The sequence below is a fragment of the Parabacteroides sp. D25 genome, from assembly GCF_000307475.1.
GTDB classification, from domain to species: domain Bacteria; phylum Bacteroidota; class Bacteroidia; order Bacteroidales; family Tannerellaceae; genus Parabacteroides; species Parabacteroides distasonis.
On record NZ_JH976501.1, the window covers coordinates 422,713 to 442,666 of the forward strand.

Consider the following 19,954-nt stretch of genomic DNA (forward strand, 5'->3'; position numbering starts at 1 on the left):
TCTGATCTTGCGGATGTTATTGTGTTTGATAAATTAAAATCTAAAACTATTATTATGAATCTTTTTGACAATATGCACGGACTAAAAGGATGCATTCGTTGTTTGACTTTTAAAAACGTGCTTTTAGCTCATTTTTTATTGGCTTTTTCAGTGGCAGGTAGTGTTTCTGCCGAGGCTTTGCCTACTTCTTATTTAAATGGCATTGAACAACAATCCCGGAAAGTTGCAGGACGTGTTTTGCAAAGAGTTGATAACGAGCCGGTCATTGGTGCTAATATTGTTGTGACAGGTACAACAATCGGTACAATTACAGATGTGGAGGGACGTTTCTCATTGGACAACTTGCCGGCAAATGCCCGTACGCTTACCGTATCTTTTGTTGGCATGACTTCGCAAACGCTTCCGATCAAATCAGAGATGATGATACTTCTGGAGGATGATTCGGAAACATTGGATGAGGTGATGGTCGTGGCTTATGGTACGGCTAAGAAAAGTACGTTTACTGGATCTGCCAGTTTGCTGAAGTCAGAGAAGATAGAGGCTCGTCCTGTTACATCGGCAACTTCAGCCTTACTAGGATCTACGCCGGGTGTGCAAGTAGCCTCAGCCAGTGGTCAGCCCGGTTCAGATTCGGATATCTATATTCGCGGATTGGGCTCTATTTCTGCGACGAATACCCCTTTGATTATACTTAACGGTATGCCCTACGATCAGAGTATCAGTAGTATCAATCCCAGTGATATAGAGAGTATGTCTGTCTTGAAAGATGCTTCATCTGCGGCTCTGTACGGCGCACGAGGTGGTAATGGTGTTATCCTGATAACCACCAAGACGGGTAGTAAGGATCGTATGTCGGTGAATGTGAAAATCAACCAAGGATTCACGAATCGGCAAAGTCAGGATTATGAACGATTGGGCGTGAATGATTATTTGAAAGTATATTGGGAGAGCGCACGCAACCAGTTGATAAGTGGTGGTGCGTCACCAGAGCAAGCGGGAATGGCAGCCGCTCAAAACTTGATTTCGGGAACGCTGGGCTTCAATCCGTTTAACGTGCCGGACGATCAGGTCGTGGATGCGAACGGTGTGCTTAACCCGAACGCTACGTTCATGTGGGCGGATGATACCGATTGGGAAGACGCTATCCAGCGCACGGGCAGCCGTACGGATATAGGCGTGAGCGTGAGCGGAGGTAATAATAAGTCGGATTATTATCTTTCCGCCGGTTATCTGACGGAAGGTGGTTATATCATCGGATCGAAGTTTGACCGATATACCTTGAATACGAATGTTAACTCGCAGATCACCTCGTTCTTGAAGATTGGCGGTACGCTCTCCGGGAATATCAGCAAGGCGGAAGGGCAGCAGTCGCAAGCTTCGGGAAATAACAACAACCCTTTCCGATTCACTCGCTATATCGGACCGATCTATCCGATCCATGTACACGATCCTCGTACCAAAGAATATGTGCTGGATGCCAATGGTAATAAAGTGTACGACTTCGGTCAGGCCTATACGATCGAGGAGGGTGTGGAAGCGCCTTCGCGTGCGTATATCTCTGGTAATAACCCGGCTATTGAGTTGCAAAATATCAGCAACGGATACAAGCGGAATCAATTGAACGCGAAATTGTATGCGGAGATCCGTTTCTTGAATGATTTCAAGTTTACGGTGAACGGAGCCGTGGGAACAAGCTCTCGTTTAGGGCATTCGGCCAGTATCTATTATCCGGAGAAGACTGAGGTGGGGTCAAGCACGAAGACCGTTTCGTTTGAGACAACTTGGACGTTCAACCAATTGCTCTCCTATACAAAGAATTTCGGCAATCACCATGTCGATGTCTTATTAGGACATGAGAGTTATGATTATGAGTACAATTACCTGAAAGGCTCCATGCAAAACCAGACCATCCATAATGGCAACTTTGAGTTCAGCAATTATTCGGTGCCGGACGAGCAAGACTCTTATACGAATACCTACAAGACGGAGGGATTCCTTGCCCGTGCGAACTATGACTATAACAGCCGTTATTTCCTTTCTGCATCCGTGCGCCGCGACGGATCCTCCCGCTTTTACAAGGATTCCCGTTGGGGTACATTCTTCTCGGTAGGAGCTGGTTGGCGTATTGACGAGGAGCGTTTCATGGAAGATCTTGATTTCATCGATTTGCTGAAGTTGCGTGTCGCTTACGGTGAGGTGGGTAATGATGCCATCGGTAGCTACTATGCGTGGCAAGCGGCTTACGAGCAGGCCATGAACGGATTGGAGGCCGGTTATATCCAGCAACGTGTCGTTCGTAATAAGGATTTGCAATGGGAGGTGTCTCGCAATGGCGATGTGGCGTTAGAGTTTGAGTTGTTTAAAAGCCGTTTGTCGGGTAGTGTAGAGTATTTCGATCGCCGTTCCAGCAACTTATTGTTCTCGATCCCGCAAGCACCGGATACGGGTACTACCAGCGCATATAAGAATGCAGGTACGATGTACAATCGAGGTGTGGAAGTTGATTTGAACGGAAGAATCATCCAGACGAAGGATTGGACGTGGTCTGTGGGAATTAACGCTACATGGTTGAAAAATCGGATTACCTCTTTGCCGGTAGAACCTTATAACAGCGGAGTACATCGGGTGGAAGAGGGACATTCGCGCTATGAGTTTTATCTTCGCCAGTGGGCGGGAGTAGATCCTGCTACCGGAAACTCTATCTATGTGCCGGATCCGGAACTGACGGTGGAGTCTGTCGACCTGGTAGAGGTGGATGGAAAAACATATACGACTAACGTGAATGAGGCCATTTATGATTGGGCCGGAGAATCTACACCGAAGGTATCGGGAGGTCTTAATACGAACGTATCTTGGAAGAATCTTTCTTTAAGCCTGTTGTTTAACTTCCAGCTAGGTGGCAAGATGTATGATGTAGGATATTCTGATTTGATGACACAGCCTTCAGGATCCGCATCCTTGACTTCCAACAAGCATGTGGATATCTTGAATCGTTGGCAGAAACCGGGCGATGTCACGAATGTGCCTCGCATCGAGGATTTCGCAGATACGAATATGAATGCGGGAACTTCTACTCGTTGGTTGATCAGCTCGAATATGTTGGAGTTGGCTTCCGCTACTTTGAGCTATGATCTGCCGAAGCAATGGCTGGAGAAGGTTTCCATGCAAGGACTCCGGGTATATGCGTCAGGAGAGAATCTATTCTTGCTGACGAAACGAAAAGGTATTTTCCCTCGTTCAAACATATTCTCAGGATATAGTGGTAATGCGGATGTTTATTTGCCTGCGAGAGTATTTACTTTTGGTTTGAATCTTACTTTTTAAATCATGTTCAATATGAAAAATATATATATAGTAGTGTTGCTATCTCTTGTGGTATTATTCAATGGCTGCAAGGAGGATTTTTTGGAGACAACTTCCACACAAACGGTGGATGAGCAAGCAGTGTTCAATGATACCCAATCGGCTATGTTGGCTGTAAATGGCTTGCATAAATTGATGTGGACGGGTGATCTGTCTAGTTCGGCTTTTTATGGCGGTTACGATATGTTGATGATTTGGTATGAGGTGATGGGGGATGATTTGGTATATACGTACAGCAATGCGCAGTTCCAAAAGCAGGCTCAATGGTCGAGCCATCGGAATGCGACGATCGGTAGTGCGACCCATTTTTATCGCTTGTTGCAATATTTTATCTCTAACAGTAGTATGATTATCGATAATATCGATGCTGCGGAAGGTTTGGAGAGCGAGAGGAATTATATCAAGGGGCAAGCCCATTTTTACCGGGCTTTCGCCTATTTCACGATGGTACAGATGTATGGCGGCCGTTATAAGGCAGAGGGCGATAACACGCAATTGGGTGTGGTAATTCGTAACGATAACTCAACGGAGCCGAGAGCGAGAGCTTCTGTAGAGGAGGTGTATACGCAGATCAATGAGGATATCGACTTGGCGATCCAATTATTGGGTGCTACGGAGGAGAAACGGACTAATAAGTCGCATATTGATTTGCACGTGGCTCGCGGTTTGAAGGCTCGTATCTTATTGACGCAAGGTAAATGGTTGGAAGCGGCTGAAATGGCTAAATTGGTCGTTGATCTATCAGGAGCCAAATTGCAAGATGATACCTATACGACATTGAATGATCGTTTTAGCGATCAATCAAATACAGAATGGTTGTGGGGATCGAATCCTTTGTTGCAGCAAGCTCCGAACTTGACTCACTTCCATGGATATATGTCGAATGAGATCATTTCGTATAATGGCAATACCCCTCGTGCGATTTATAATAAGTTATACGACAAGATCAGTGATACCGATGTGCGTAAAGGAATTTGGTTTCCGAGGGCGACCGATCCCAATACTCTTCCGCGACCGATCCGGGCGGAGTGTAACAGTAAAGCGTATGCTAATTATATGGCCAATAAGTTTATCGTATCGGATCCTACGACGAAAGGTGGCCGGGATGTTCCTTTCATGCGCTTGCCGGAGATGATGTTGATCATGGCGGAGGGATATGCACGTGCTGGGGAGCCAGGCAAAGCGGCTCAGGCTCTTTATCCGCTGGCAAGTCATCGGGATCCGGAGTATACATTGTCTACGAAAACGGGCGAAAACTTGATAGAAGAGGTGATGACTCAACGTCGCATAGAGCTTTGGGGGGAAGGTTTCCGTTGGTTCGACTTGAAACGTTTGAATATGGATTTGGACCGTGGACCGGCTCCTCGTCCTGAGGTTTTCCCGAATGGTTTGATTGAATATTGGAACAAAGACGCAATGCCTAAAGTGGTGGATCCAGAAGCTTCTAATTACAATATGTATGGAGATGGAACGGTGACGGGTAACGGGAACAGATATCGTCCGGCCGGACATAGGGATTGGCAATGGGCTATTCCTGATAAGGAGACTCAACTGAATCCGCTTTGCGAACCGAATCCATAAAGTAAATAAATAGTTATGAGAAGATTTTTTTTAATGTGCCTGTTGCCAATCTTCTTGGCGACAGGTGTTTTTGCTCAACCACAAGCGGATGAGTATCCGTATGATTTAACGTATTTCTTGCCGGAAGGTTCTCAGGTTTATGACCCTCAGGTTCCTACCCCGGAAAAAATCTTGGGATTCCAGCTTGGAGAACAACATGCCGGATGGGATCAAGTAGTGGAATATATGAGAACATTGGCGCGATGCAGCGACCGTGTCACGATTAGGGAGACGGGGCGTACCTATCAGCACCGTCCTTTTATAGAGGTCGTGTTTACTTCGGCCGAGAACCAAAAGAATATAGATCGACTGAAGGAGGAGCACTTAAAGTTGAGCGACGTGGCGAAATCGAGAAGCGTAGTGATAGACGACATGCCTGTGATCGTAAGCTTGATTTATAGCATTCATGGAAATGAGGCATCGGGTGTGAACGCTTCGTTGGCTGTTGCCTATCATTTGGCGGCGGCACAAGGGCCTGAGATCGAGGAATTACTAGACCAAGAGATTGTCGTGATGACTCCCGGAGCCAATCCGGATGGAATCAATCGGTTTGCGTCGTGGGTGAATTCCTCTAGAAGTTTCACGAATGTTAGCGATATAAAATCACGTGAGTTTACCGAGCCTTGGCCTTCCAGTCGTACGAACCATTATTGGATCGATTGTAATCGCGACTTGCTTATGGCACAACATCCCGAGGGGATCAATGGCTTAAATGGATATTTTGAATGGTTGCCCAATGTGGTCGTGGATCAACATGAGCAAGGGGCGTTACGTCCTTATTATTTCAGTCCGGGACATCCTAAGCGTACCCATCCGTTTACTCCCCAGCTTAATCAAGACTTGACAGCCGAGATTTCTTCTTATACGGCAAAGGCACTCGATCGGATTGGGACGACTTATTATTCGAAGGAGGGTTATGATGACTTCTATTACGGAAAAGGGGCTGCTTATGGAGATGCGCATGGATCCGTTTGCCTGCTATATGAGCAAGGTTCCACGCGCGGACATTTGCGTAATACCCCGAGCGGGGAATGGACCTTTGGCTGGACGATCCGGAATCAGGCATTAGCCTCTTGCGCTACGCTGGAAGCGGCCAAGGCGATGCGTACCCGTTTGCTGGCTTATCAGAAGGAATATTATGAACGTACGGCTTCTGAGGCGCGGAAGGAGGCGGTACAGGGCTATGTGTTCGATACACGCGGATCTAAGTCTGTCGCTTTTCATTTCTTGGAGAATATGGCCCGTCATCATATCGAGGTCTATCAGTTGGCGAAGGACTATCAAGCCGCAGGTAACAAGGAGTTCCAAAAAGGTTCAGCCTATGTCATTCCGGTGGCGCAAAAATACAGTACGATGGTTAAGGTGCTTATGGAGGATTGTTTAGAATATACGGATAGTACTTTCTATGATATCTCTACATGGACGTTCCCGCATGCGTTTAACTTGGAGTGTGCTCCGGTGAAGAGTGTCGCCGGATTGATGGGTGATCGGATTGAGCGAAATGATTTTCCGCAAGGACGGCTCATCGGCGGGGAAAGCCGGGTGGGGTATGTGTTTGAGAACCGGGAGTTTTATGCACCTAAGGTAGTCTATGAGTTGCAGCGTAAGGGGATTCGGGTCAGTGCGACCAACCGTCCGTTCCAATTTAAGAACGAAGAGGGAGAATGGACGATGGGCTATGGTACCTACCAGGTATTGACGCATAATCAGCCGCTTCCTTCGGATGTGCTCTATGCGACATTGGATGAGTTGGCGAAAAATACGGGAGTGGATATCTATTCGGCCAACACGGGATTGATGGCTGATGTGGATTTTGGCAGCCCGGCTTTTAAACCATTGGAGCAGCCGAAAGTGGCTATGTTGGTAGGACGTGGCGTAAGTATCCCGGAATCGGGTGAGATTTGGTTCTTGTTGGATAAGCGTTTTCAGATGCGTCCGGTATTGATAGAGAACCCGTCTTTGACAGGCAAGGACTTGAAGGCTTACAATGTTATCATTTTGGCTAATGGTGTTCCAAATCTAACTAAGGGTACCGAGACTGCCTTGAAGGAGTGGGTTGCTGCCGGAGGAGTGTTGATCGCTACCGGAAAGGCTAGCGCATGGGCTGGTAAACAAGGGCTTATCTCTTTAAAGACAAAGGAAACATTGCTTGAAAAGGCGGACAGCTTATCGGTTTATCGTTCTTTTGCGGATAAGGCGGAAGCAAAAGCCGGAAAGTTGATCAAAGGGGTAATTCTGAACTGTCATTTGGATAAGACGCATCCGCTAGCTTGGGGACTTGATCAAGATGAGATTGCTGTTATAAAAACGAATGATATCATTTTCCAGAAAGATAGGGATCCATATGTTTCGCCTTTATATTATACCAAGAAGCCTTTGTTGTCGGGATTCTTGTCGGCGGATAATGCGAACCTATTGAGAGAGGAGCCTGCTATAATGGTGAAACCTTATAGAAGCGGTAAGGTGATTGTTTTTGCTGATGATATGAATTTCCGTTCTTACTTCTTTGGAACTAGTAAGTTGTTCATGAATGCGTTGTTTTATAACAAATGTATGTAGTTGTCGGATGAGTACGCAACGAAATATATTGTGTCTCATGGCTCTTGTTTTATCAGGAGCCATGGAATTTGCCAATGCTTGCACGTCGGCTATCATTTCTGGCAAGGTAACACCTGACGGACGTCCGATTATGTGGAAAAATCGCGATGCGGAAAACTTGAAGAATTGTGTGCGGTCCCATTTATCTCGCTCGTTCCATAATCCTTTGATGGGTATCGACTTGAAAGATGGAAAACATAATAAGCCAGAGACTTCCAGTTGGTTTGCGGAGCAGGATTTTATCGCTCGTAGAAGTACCTCTTGCGCTGTGGCTATTCAAGGTGTACGGCCGGACGAGGATGCTTCGTTCACTACGATGTGGACGGTTATCGGTTACCCACCGGTTACTCCTGCGGTTCCGGTTTGGTTGAAAGGCGCCGATAAGAAGTTGCCCAAGGCGTTAACTGTCGATCAAAATAAACATGCTCCGTTATGTGACGCGTCGAACATGCTTCGGGATAAGATTTACAGTTATCATCGGGGGACGAATACGGAAAGTTATTTCCATTGGGAATTACTTTTCAATCTAAGCGGCAATGGGTATATGCAGCAAACCGAGCGATTGGAGGAGGAGTTATTCGAACGTTTTTATTCCTCCATCGAAACGTGGCGATCAAGGTCGGTAATTCCCGAGGAATTGGTTTTCAATTTGTATGATGATTGTGATGCATTCCTTGATGAGAAGACACTGAGGTGAGTATCCAAAATATTCCTTTTCGCTATTCGCTTTGTAAGGCATTTACGGGATTGCGGGATGCCGCCTTATAACTATGCCTGCTTACGGTCAGTAGCGTAACCATCAATACGATACCGCCGGACAGCAGGCATGTTCCTATGGATATGTCCACCCGATATACGAAATTCTCCAGCCAACAACTCAGCGAATACCACGTGATAGGAACGGCAATCGCGAAAGCGATCCCTACCCAGCCGATAAACCGACGATTTAATAGATACAAGATCTCCCCGGCCGTAGCCCCGTTTACCTTACGGATACCGATTTCTTTCGTACGCTGCTGGATGGCATAGAGAGCCATGCCGAATAATCCGAAGGCGGTTAGCAGGAGGCTGATGATCGAGTACATGATGAGCAAATGTGCCAGTTCGATCGTTTTTCGGTTAGATAACATAAATTCCTCGTATATATCTTGGTATTCGAAAGGTACGTTGGGATTGATCTTTTCCCATGTTTGTTGCAGTAAAGCTAGAGCCTCGGCTCTGTGCTCTTTTTTCAGTCGGACTTGGACGAGGTTATAGGGGGGAGTATGCGTTAGGTAGGTCAAGCTAGGGTAAACCTCTTGTCGTAAGGTTCCTGTATATAGATTCTCCACGATCCCTGCTATAATCGCTATCGGTTCTCCCTCCTTTTCCATCTTCCCGAATTCAGTGTCGTAAAGGCGGACAGGCTTACCCACGGGATTCTCGCCTTTGGGCACGAGCAAACGTGCGTATTGTTCGTTAATATAGACGGGTGTGCTGTATTGTTTTAGAGCCTCTCGCTCTGAGAGCCCTTGAAGAATGTTTATCTTCATAACCTTTAGGAAAGTACTATCACCTTCGTATTGGCCTAGCGTATAATTTAGTTCGTTTCCGTTTTCGTCTTTCAAGACCATTGTCCGCAAGTTGAACTGTATGATCCCGCTTCTCGAAAGGCACATCTCTTCTATGGAAGGATAACGCCGGATCTCTTCAGAGAAGGTCTGTATATGATTCCCACTCCAGTCGGCTATTTCGATGAGGTCCCGGTAACGTTCACCGTTTGTCTGAGTGAGCGTTAGTTGCTGCCGTACGGTTAGCGTGGCGAATACCAGAGCTATTGAGATGGCGAATTGTAAGATGGAGAGCCCGCTTATGATTGTCCGCTTCCGGGTACCGGTGGTGAATGATTTATACTCGGAATGGGAAAGGGAGTTGATCTTATGGCTCATATATAATGAGGGGATAATGGATAGAGCTAGGATGAGTGCCACGATCACAGGTAAGACCTGTCCACTAAAGAAAAATCCCAAGGAGATACGTCCGGAAACGATCCGGTTGAAAGCCGGCAGGAAATCTAGTGTAAGTAACAAGGATAAAAAGAAAGCGATCAGCACGGTAAGGAAAGTATCCAAGAATAGCTGGCGATGGATTTGCCCAGCCGATGCTCCCATCACCTTCTGGGTGTAGATCATCCTTACCTGTTGCAAAATGCGGGAGAAACTTAGGTTGGCATAATTGAAACAGGCGATCACGAGGATTAGGATGGCTGAGAACAAACCAACGTACAGTAAGTCTTTCTGGTTTCGGTGGATATAGGGGATGTATTCTTGTGTATAGGTTTGCTCTTGGAAATAACTCTCTTGGAGGGTATAGAAATAATACTGTCCGGTTCCGTTGAAAGTAGGTACCTTATCATCCTTTAGTTTTTGAGTGAACGTATCAATGTTGAAGAGATCGTTTACCAGTAATAAGGTAGGGCCGCCATTGAATTGGGAGGTAGTACCTGCCAATGCGTTGAACTTCAAGAATGATTGAGGGTACTCTTTGATAACGGCGGCGACCTCGTAGGTAATCGTCTCGTTCTCATAAGCGTACTTTGCCGAAAAGGTTTTACCGATAGGATCCTCGTTCCCGAAGAATATCTTCGCTTGGTATTCGGTCAACGCAATTGCGTTTGGTTGGGTTAATGCCTTGTTTATATTTCCTGCCATTACCTTGTAAGGGAAAAAGCGAGGAAAGGAGGGATCAGCTCTGACGATCGAGATTGGGTCGAAGCGCTTTTCTCCTATCGTGATGGAGGCGGCATTGTCTATGTTCAGTCGTAAATAATCCTCAACTTCAGGGTATTGGTCTTTTAGCTGCACAGGGATCTTCCCTTTAATAAAAGATACTTTCTCTCCGGAGGTCAAGGGAGAGTCTTGTGCCATATAGATGATATGCGACTTATTGGGATTATGGGCTTCTATCCTAGATTCATAAATGACGTATGAGATCAGTAGGTTGGTACAAGTGATGCCTGCCGCCAGACTCAATAAGGAAATGACGGCGAACGTCTTGTTTCGCCACCAGCTACGGAATATAAGTTTTAGAGATATGGATTCCATGGTTTTATCTGTTTGTTGGTTCAAAGCTATCCGGTTGCGTGGAATATGGCAAATAAAATCGGAGGAAACGTTCGTAAAGGACTGGATTTGTCTAAATATTGGACACTGAGAGCCGGGAAAAGATCGTATCTTTGCGTGCGAAAAAAGAGGAGGCTTCATGCGTAACGCGAAGATTATAGTCGTAGATGACAATGAGGCGGTATTGAGAAGTCTGCGGACGATCCTGTCCCATGAGTTTAAGACGATCGTTACCGTATCATCTCCTGTTCTATTGCCTGCCCTTTTACGGAATGGAGATGTAGATATGGTTTTACTGGATATGAACTTCGGCGCTGGAAAGCAAAGCGGTGGGGAAGGGCTTTTCTGGTTGGATCGTATTTTGGAGCTTAAGAATCCTCCGGCCGTTATCTTGATAACCGCTTTTGGGGATATCGAGTTGGCTGTATCTTCCCTTAAAAGGGGAGCCTCGGACTTTATCGTGAAACCTTGGGATAACGAGAAACTTATTCAAACCCTTGTCCATGTGTGGGAACACCGTATGGAATCAAATACAGATAAGGCTTCATCTGTGGCCGAATCTCTTATTAATGCATTGCTAAAGAAATATACGGAGGCTTATGCGAAACCATTGCCTCGTCTGACAGCGGAGGCGGTCGATAAGTTATCCGATATGGCCGGGCGGGGTGATTTGGCCTTGTTGCAGCAAATCGTCGAACGTACGGTCTTACTTGTGGATAAATGCCGTTTGGATGCCGATGATTTCTATGTGGAGGAGCTTTCGGAAGTCTCCCATCCTTGTACGTTGGAGGATATGGAACGGCAGTTTATCGCCGAGGTATTGAAAGAAAAGAAAGGGAACCTGACGCTTGCGGCTCAACAATTGGATATTAGCCGCCAGACCCTTTATAATAAGATGCGGAAATACGGATTGTAGATTATAAGGAGAGTAGCTATGGTTAACCGGAGTTTATACTTGAAGATTATAGGAATCGTCTCCTTGATCGTGTTTCTCGCGTTACTTGGGTCCGTATTGTTGATAACCGGTACCTCTTACTTCTTATCCTTTGTATGTCTGTGTATTATCCTGTTGATAACTCTGTTACTAATCCGGTGGATGAACGGTATAAACCGTAAGATAGCTACCTTCTTTGAGTCGGTTCGTAATGGGGATACAGCTTTGCGGTACCCAAATAAAACGAATGATCCTTTTGTAAAGGATTTGTATACGGAAATGAACCGGATTATCCTCCTATTCAGTCAAAACCAGAGTGAGATGGAAGAGAAGCGTTTATATTACGAGAGTATCTTGCGGGTACTGACGCATGAGATTCGTAATTCGATTACGCCAATCCGTTCCTTGTCTGCTGACCTATTGAAATATTCCGATACATATACTCCGAAGCAATTACGGGAAGGTTTGGAGGTTATTCATGGGCAAGCGCAAAATTTATCCGCCTTCTTGGATTCCTACCATCGTCTGACGCATCTCCCGGAGCCGGAAAGAACCGAGGTGCCTATAACCTCTTTATTTCAGAAGATGGAACGGTTGTTGTGTGCCGAGCCGGGTAGCGACCGTATCCGTTTCTCCTCTGCGGAAGCTTTAACGGTACGTGTGGATCAAAACTTGATCGTGTTGGCTCTGATTAATTTGATCCGTAACGCATTACAGGCGATAGAGGGGCAAGCGGATGGTATCGTCTCCGTAGAAGCCTTGAAGACAGATGGTAGGGTATATATAACTATAACAGACAATGGCCCCGGTATTTCTCCTGAACTATTGTCTGCTATCTTTACGCCTTTCTTCTCTACGAAGTCCGGTGGTAGCGGCATCGGCCTCAGTATCTCCCACCGCATAATGCGCTTGCATGGCGGCGATTTAACCGTTGATTCCTTACCCGGTGTCCGTACCGAGTTTCGTATGAAGCTGTAATTGTCTGATCAATACCCCAACTCAAACGGTTGCTCTACGGCAGGTACGCCCTCGGACATCCATTTAGGCATCTTCTGGTTCTTCAGGTAATGGTTGAAGAATTGGAACATGCGGCGTTGGAAATCGATGCGGTTTGCCATATGCATCGGCCAATGCGGTTCACCTGTATAATTCAGTAACCAGCAAGGTTTACCTAACCGTTTCATGGCAACGAAATACTCGATACCTTGGTACCAAGGCACATGACCATCGGCATCGTTGTGCATGATCAATATTGGGGTCTGCACCTTATCCATCGTGAACAACGGCGAGTTTTCCAGATAACGAAGTGGAGAACTCCATGGCGTAGCTCCTAAACGGCTTTGTGTATGCTCGTATTGGAAAGAGCGGGCCATGCCGGAACCCCAACGGATACCGCCATAAGCGCTAAACATATTTACGACAGGCGCCCCAGACTCGATAGCGGAGAATAAATTCGTGCGAGTCGCTAAATAAGCTACTTGGTAACCTCCCCAGCTATGTCCTTGCGCACCGATCCCTTTTTCGTTGATATATCCTTTGGCGATCATCATGGTGATACCCGGCATCAAGCAGTTATAGCAGCTTTCTCCCGGATAACCATCTACATAGCGAATGTCCGGGTTGAAGATGACATATTCGTTGCTATTGTATAAGTGATAATCGATCGTAGAACGATGCGGTTCCGGCATACGGTAATTATATAAAGTCTCCGAATTCCGCTCGTAGAAGTTTACCATCATCGGGTACTTCTTGTTCGGATCAAAATTCGCCGGCTTATAAACGACACCTTCCAGTGGACGGCCGTCCAAGGAAATCCATGATACCAACTCGGCGGTACCCCAGATAAAACCTTCCTGCTGTTTGTCTCCATGCGTCAATTGCACGGATTTCTTGAACGCCAAGGTCGAATAGTGGATATCCGGGTATTGCTGGAAGGTTTCCATCGTATAGATCACGTCGTCCGTATTCTTCGCCTTGTTGATAGATCGCAACATATAGTTGCCTGCCAGCAAGGTCTTCGGGGCTGCTGGAGCGGAGAGGCGTGCGTTATAGAATCCGTATCCTTTCGTGGTCTCGTTGAATCCTTTTAATAATTGCGGTTTGCCGAGGTCGATAAAGCGAGCCTCTTTATCCAGTTGTTCCAAGCGGTAGGACAGTTTCTCCTTCCTTCCGTTCACGGTCAGGTTGATCGGTGAGGTAGCTGCGGTCGGATCGAATTTCCAGATGTCGTAACGATCATAGATCAATAGATTTTGATCGTTCGCGGTCCAGCCGGCGGCTCCATGCGCATAAGGATGATTAGGAACGTCGTTCTCCTCGTCCCAAGCCGGGAAGCTTTCCGGGGTGGTTAGGCGATATCGCTTACCTTCTGCCAAGGCGATCGTGTACCAGCAACTATCCGTCTCGCCATACCAATATGCGTATTTACCTTGTGGGGAGAGGCGGAAACGTCCATAATCCGCTTGGGCGATTTGCTTGCGCTCCCCGTTATCCAGCGATACGGTATAATAGTCGCTGCGTGTGCGGGCCTCCCACATGGAAGACAAAGAATAGGGACGGGAAGTGGAAAGGAGCGCCAAGGCTGCGTCACCCTCGTTACCCAATTGGATATTCGGTAATTCCTCATTCGCCAATTGGAAGATAGAGCCGTTGCCCAGATTATAAACCGCTTGATAGCTTTTCTTTAAGTCTTTTTCCTTGTTATAATTCTGTACGGTATATTGTACGGGCTCATCCCAACTCCAAACCTGTACGTTCGGACGATTCTCGGCTAGTTGGGTCGTGTCTTTTTGCCTCGGCTCCGGTGAGGTACCGAAGAACAGACGGGAAGCAGATTTCGAGAATTGAAGCATCCCGTTCTCATTGATTACCCATTCAGCGGGGAAAGCCTTGTTTCCACGGGTGGCGATTTCTTTTGCGGGAGCGTTATGCTCGGATAACCATAAGCTTAACGCTTTGTAAGAAGAATCTTTGTCGGCGCAATATAAGAAAGCTAGCCGTTCCCCTTTCTCGTCGAACGTGGTTTGTTTGAATACGCCTTTTCCCTCTTTGATGAGCGCCGGACTTCCTTTCTCCGGGTTCAAGGTGAATATACCTGCTTCTCCTTCCGCTGCGCTCGTGTAATATAGCATACCGCTTTTCTTGGCGAATTGGAAATCCGTTACGGTCGGGAACTGGAAGGTCTTGCTTCCATCCAGCGAACGGACGTACAACGTGGAGTCCTTCCGGCCTCTTTGATAAGCGATCCAATCCGCCTCGTCCGCTAATTTGAAGGTTTTGAGGGAGTCTATCGTCTCCTTTTTACCGGCGACGGAATAGATTACCAAGGTGTTCATCGGCATCTTGTCCTCTTTCGTCTTCAATACTTTCAGGGAATCTACCGTGGACTTTCCGGGTGTTTGCGTGACAACCAGATAACCCGAGGAAGCGGAGAACGCGAACTTATCGGCCGGAGAAAAAGTGGCGGTCTCTTGCCCTTGGGCCGCATACAAATAAACGGTAGCGTCACCTTCCCAAGGTTCCATCTTGCAAGCTACCCATTTTCCGTTGTCCGAGATCTCCCGGTCCGTGATTCGTTGCCAAGTGACTAGGTCATCAACTGTTAGGCTTTTAGAGGCGTTTTGCGCGAAGGCTGGGGAAAGACTTCCCAGACATGCTACAAAAGCCAAGTACTTTAAGTGTCTCATCATGGTTATGTATTGATTTTAAAACAAAGATAATGGCTTTATCAGAATCTTTGTTGCTTTTGACCGGAATTTGCTTCTGGAAAAACACGTACGTGTTTCCGAGAAAACATGTACGTGTTTTTTGTAAAAGTCGTACGTGTTTTCTGGACAAGGTAATGGCGTTTTTAATGTATTGATTATCAGTGTCCTTTTTGAGCGTTCTAATGGTCGCAGTTATAAGCGGCTTACAATGGGCATTATAAAGGTGTTACATTGCCTATTGTAAAGACCTTATAATGGGCATTATGATGATAGGAAATTCCTTTGGTCAACGGTAGGAGAAAAGGTTTGTAAGTGGTTAGTTATTCACTTCCCAAGCCGTAAGTTATCCACTAGGTATAGCCGTTAGTTATTCACTCGACAAGCCGTTAGTTATTCACTCGACAAGCCGTTAGTTATTCACTTCCGAGGCCCAAAACGGGGGAGTTTATATTGAATATGTTATTTATTGCAAGGAGATATTTTAGTACGCTATTATAATGTACGCATGTACATTATATTATATATATGAAAATGATTGTTGAAAACGATCGTTATAATTAGTCATTTGTAAAGGTACGCGTTTCTTTGACTTCTGCAACCCTTTCGAGCTATTTTTTTGTTCCCTTATTCGCTTTCTTATCAATAGGATAGGCTATCCTTTACGAAACAAGCTCTTCCTTCCACAAACTCCCCTTTGTACCTCTCGAAAAACGCAAGATCTAAACGATCGTTTAGACTAGTCGTTTTCGTAAAGCCGAGATTGGCTAAAAGGGTTGATGGATATATAATTAACACTATTATTAATATTAAATTTTCGATTTATGAACAAGAGAATTTCTACTTTGTTTGCGTCGTTCTTGCTTATGGCGGGGGCGGTGTTCGCTGCTGGAGAAACTACACCTGCGAAAACCTATGAAGCACTTGATAAAGTGACGAATGGGGAAAAGGTGTATCTGGGAGCTGATCCTAATGAGGATACTAAAGTTGTTACAAGCTTTTTAAAATCAGAGGAAGTAAAGAATGTAGGTTACGGTTTCACTACGGTTGACGAAGCTGGTGCGGAAGTGTTTACGGTAAGTGGTAAGAAGACGGAAAATGGTACGGACTATTTTCAACTGTTGAATGCCGCGGGTAAGGTGATATATGGTACGACAAGTGGTGACGTTGTGGGCACTCCTGATGCGGATGCGGTAAAGAAGGGCTATTGCTGGTTTACGTTTGCCGAAGGTGTGATTAAGCTTGGAAACAAGCCTTTGGCATACGATATGTCCTCCTCTTCCAAAGTCGCTAAAATGCTTAAAGCTTCTAAAGAAACGACAGCGGACGACTTAAACAAGAACCTTTCCGGTAAAGGATTCTCCTTCAAATTCCCGAAAGCCGCTTCAGAGCCGGACGTGAATCCGTTTGGGGAGCAGATGTTCGCTATCGACGCTGCTACGGTTAATGAGCAATTGGAATTAGGTGTGGAATCGGTTTCCGGTGTATGTTTCGTAGTCGCCAACGATGCCGGTTTGAAGCTGGCTAAAAGTGATGGCAAAACTAAGGATAACTTGAAAGCCGCTACTTTCATCGTATTGAATCCGAACGCTATTTTCGGTATCATTAGCTTGGATGCTACTCAAGGTGAGGGCTTCGGCTTCACTACCGTAAAAGGCGAGAAGTTGAACTCAACCAATGTTAAGAAAGATGGTAAGATCGCTTTCGTGAATGCTATCTATAGTGTTTCAGAAAAGGATTTGGCTAATAAAGGTGGGCAGTATACGGTCCAGATGAAGGGTGTTAAGGCTACGAAGGATACGGATGAGAACCATGGTTCAAATCTGAATGTTTACGTCGGCGCTTACTCCTTGACCGCTGGTGGCTTGAAGACCTATATCACTACTAAAAAAGATGAAGCTAAGCTTACTTTGGCTCAAACAACGGGTGATACTTGGGCAAAAGCTTCTGATTTGTTGAAGACTGACGGTGCCGCTATCTATAATATCTATTTTACGGGTACGCAGCCTGAATCCGGTAAGGAGAATGAATCTTTATATGGCAAATATTTGGTTTCTAAGTATGCGGCTAAGGCTGACGTGGCAAGAACGAATTCTTATTCTTTCGTTGAAGAGGCTGTCGCTCCGAAAGACGTAGACTTGAAGGCTCCGTCCGCTCAATGGGTTGTTATCGCGATGCCGGGTATGGGTAGTGTTACGTTCAAGAATCTTGAGACAAGCGAGACTTTCAAGGCAAACTTGTACAAAACAGATAAGGCTGGTATCTATCAAGCCGTAAGTACTACGGTTGGTGAATTAACCGCGGAGAATATCAAATTGGTAGCCGTAAGCGGTAACGAGGGCTTCTTGAACTTGACAGACGCTCAATTGAAACAAAAGGCTCAGTTGGTATTCAATGGTAAATCAACCGTGGCTGTTGATAAACTGTACATGTATTACAATGACGATGCTAAGAAAAAGCAATTTGAGCCGATTAGTGATGTCGCTAAGAGCTACTCTTGGGCTTTCGAGAAGGCTGAGTCCGTGAAGAACAATTTCAAGTATATCTATTTGAAGGATGATGCCGTTGCGGAGAAAGAGGCTGATATGTTGACTATACAGGCTTATTATCTGGTTGATGGAGATAATGGCTTCAAACATGATACTGATAACAGCAAATACGCATTGGCAGAACATAAGGATAAGAAGTCAGAGAAGTTATCTCGTTTGGTATTCAAGAAGAACGTAGATGGAACTTATTCCGTAATCTGTTTGGATAGTGAGCTTAATGCGGAGAAAGCGGCTGATAATTATAACCAAGTAGTGAAAGCTGGCGCTAAGAGATTATACGTAGATGTAACTGAAGCTTCTTTCTCGGAAGATTTGGTAGGTGCGGATAAATCTTATACGAATGTAACCGTAGATTTCTATCAATTGGGCATCAGCTTGGAGGCTACCCCGAGACACGCTACATTGGACGGTGATGAAGGCTCAATCTCCTTGAAAGAGAACAAAAATGGTATCTTGGAAGGTGTCATTGGCGCGGAGGGCTTGACTTTCTGGTTGGATACGGCAGACAGCAAGGCTGAGATCCCTTCTTTCTATATCTCTAAGGGCATCGCTACCGAAGAACCTGTTACTAAAGCGGAAGAACCTGCCGCAGTTACCAGAAACTTCTTGTATTATGCTAAGGACTCTATGTATTTCTGGAACGAAAGCAAGGCTAAATTTGACGTAAACGCTAACTATGCGTTGGAAGGCTCTTATTCTAATGATCCTACGGAGGAAACGGATGTTAAGGCTATCTTCCGCCCGGCAGTTTTGGCAGGTGTGGATACGATCAATACGACCGTGAACGGTAAGGCTGTGGTAGTGGCTAAAGAGACTAAGGAAAATGTTTGCTCAGCAGGCATCGATAACTTCAAGTTCTATATCACGAAAATAGAGGGTGGTTATTCAGTTACGCCGGTAGGTGCCGCTACTACTTACTTGTATGCGTTGAACGGTAAATTAGGCTTTACTACTAATGCTTCTAAAGCGTTGCCGCTAACAGTAGGCGAGGGTAATCCTACATCTAACGAGTCTATCGATAATTCCGTATCTTCTTCTATCGTAGTAACAGGCAACGCCGGTTATGTAACGATCCAAGGCGCTCAAGGCGAGACGGCTTATGTCCGTAACTTGTTGGGTATGCCGTTGGCAGAGACGGTTATCACTTCTGATGATGCGACGATCGCTGTTCCCGCTGGTATCGTTCTCGTGACGGTTGGCGAGGAGACCGTAAAGGTTGTCGTTAAATAAGACATGTAAAGGAATAATGAAATAAGATAATCATGTTCCCGTGAGGGCCTCGGTCCAAGTACCCCGTGATGGGCGAACAGGCGGGAGCGATTAATATTAATACTAAAGTAATAAATTAAAGTTCATCCGTAAGTACCTCCGTGAGGATGGAGAGCGGATAAAGAATTAGCCCCGGTCGTTTGTTTGATCGGGGCTTACTTTTGGAGGTTACCGGCTTTGTTTGTCCATGAAGTTAATTTATCAGGGTATTGGAGTTGGTTTATTTCTACTTACTGCTTTTTCTTTTGCTATTGTTGTTTGGTGTCAGAGCTATGTTGTAGGAAGAACCTTATAAAGGCGCGTTGATCCTGTTCGTTTTTAATGGTAAGTTCCGTTTTTTCCTTTTTGTGCTGTAGATAGTATTTATATCCTTTCAATAGCACTATGAACAAAACTGCAAGGAGTAAAAAGCGGAGAATATATTCAAAGATAATCCTGATTTATCCTTTAAATACTCGATCTTGTCATCAATGAACCCTGCGTTAATGAAGTATCTTTCGATACTTATATGTTGCTGGTAAGTATCATTGTTGAGATCGTCATCGAGGAAATATAGTGTTTGGATCATTTCTTTGTAAGCTTTTCCTTCCGTGTGCATTTCTATGGCTCGGCTATAGCGTTTTTCAATAAGTCGAAATCTTGGTATATTTATTGGGCCGAAATGAATTATCCCATCTAATATCTTCTCCGCTATTTTCTCGTTTAGCAATACCTTGAATCTCAGATTCGCTACATTTTGGCTTAATGTACTTATTTGTTTATAAGGCCCCATCAGCGTACAAGATCGCACAAATCAGCATGCGGTAAATTTTACTT

The 19,954-nt window shown here is 45.5% G+C and carries 9 protein-coding genes; 7 read left to right on the forward strand and 2 right to left on the reverse strand.

The features are described 5' to 3' along the window. Positions 1–54: 54 nt before the first annotated feature. The 4 genes from HMPREF0999_RS05290 to HMPREF0999_RS05305 are packed head-to-tail and all read left to right on the forward strand — an operon-like array spanning position 55 to position 8,278. On the forward strand, positions 55–3,324 hold the full coding sequence (locus tag HMPREF0999_RS05290; protein WP_008779179.1) for a SusC/RagA family TonB-linked outer membrane protein: 3,270 nt from the start codon (positions 55–57) through the stop codon (positions 3,322–3,324). 12 nt (positions 3,325–3,336) lie between these two features. Then, complete coding sequence (locus tag HMPREF0999_RS05295; RefSeq protein ID WP_005859529.1) at positions 3,337–4,944, forward strand: RagB/SusD family nutrient uptake outer membrane protein; 1,608 nt, start codon at positions 3,337–3,339, stop codon at positions 4,942–4,944. 15 nt (positions 4,945–4,959) lie between these two features. Then, positions 4,960–7,542 carry a M14 family metallopeptidase gene (locus HMPREF0999_RS05300; protein ID WP_009275364.1) on the forward strand — a complete coding sequence of 861 codons (2,583 nt, stop codon included), beginning with the start codon at positions 4,960–4,962 and terminating at the stop codon, positions 7,540–7,542. 37 nt (positions 7,543–7,579) lie between these two features. Further along, on the forward strand, positions 7,580–8,278 hold the full coding sequence (locus HMPREF0999_RS05305) for a hypothetical protein (protein ID WP_010182276.1): 699 nt from the start codon (positions 7,580–7,582) through the stop codon (positions 8,276–8,278). Between the two features lie 22 nt (positions 8,279–8,300). On the opposite strand, the gene HMPREF0999_RS05310 is transcribed toward HMPREF0999_RS05305, so the two are convergent. Further along, the gene (locus HMPREF0999_RS05310; RefSeq protein WP_009275365.1) at positions 8,301–10,664 is read right to left on the reverse strand and encodes an ABC transporter permease; all 2,364 of its coding nucleotides are present in this window, start codon (positions 10,662–10,664) and stop codon (positions 8,301–8,303) included. 157 nt (positions 10,665–10,821) lie between these two features. Between HMPREF0999_RS05310 and HMPREF0999_RS05315 the strand changes: the two genes are divergently transcribed. Further along, positions 10,822–11,598, forward strand: a complete 777-nt coding sequence (locus tag HMPREF0999_RS05315; RefSeq protein ID WP_008779184.1) for a response regulator — start codon at positions 10,822–10,824, stop codon at positions 11,596–11,598. A gap of 18 nt (positions 11,599–11,616) precedes the next feature. Continuing rightward, a complete protein-coding gene (locus HMPREF0999_RS05320) occupies positions 11,617–12,594 on the forward strand; it encodes an ATP-binding protein (protein WP_009275366.1) in 978 nt (325 codons plus the stop codon). 8 nt (positions 12,595–12,602) lie between these two features. On the opposite strand, the gene HMPREF0999_RS05325 is transcribed toward HMPREF0999_RS05320, so the two are convergent. Next, a complete protein-coding gene (locus HMPREF0999_RS05325; RefSeq protein WP_009275367.1) occupies positions 12,603–15,305 on the reverse strand; it encodes a prolyl oligopeptidase family serine peptidase in 2,703 nt (900 codons plus the stop codon). Positions 15,306–16,144: 839 nt separating this feature from the next. Between HMPREF0999_RS05325 and HMPREF0999_RS05330 the strand changes: the two genes are divergently transcribed. Then, complete coding sequence (locus HMPREF0999_RS05330) at positions 16,145–19,099, forward strand: DUF6383 domain-containing protein (protein WP_009275369.1); 2,955 nt, start codon at positions 16,145–16,147, stop codon at positions 19,097–19,099. Positions 19,100–19,954: the final 855 nt, after the last annotated feature.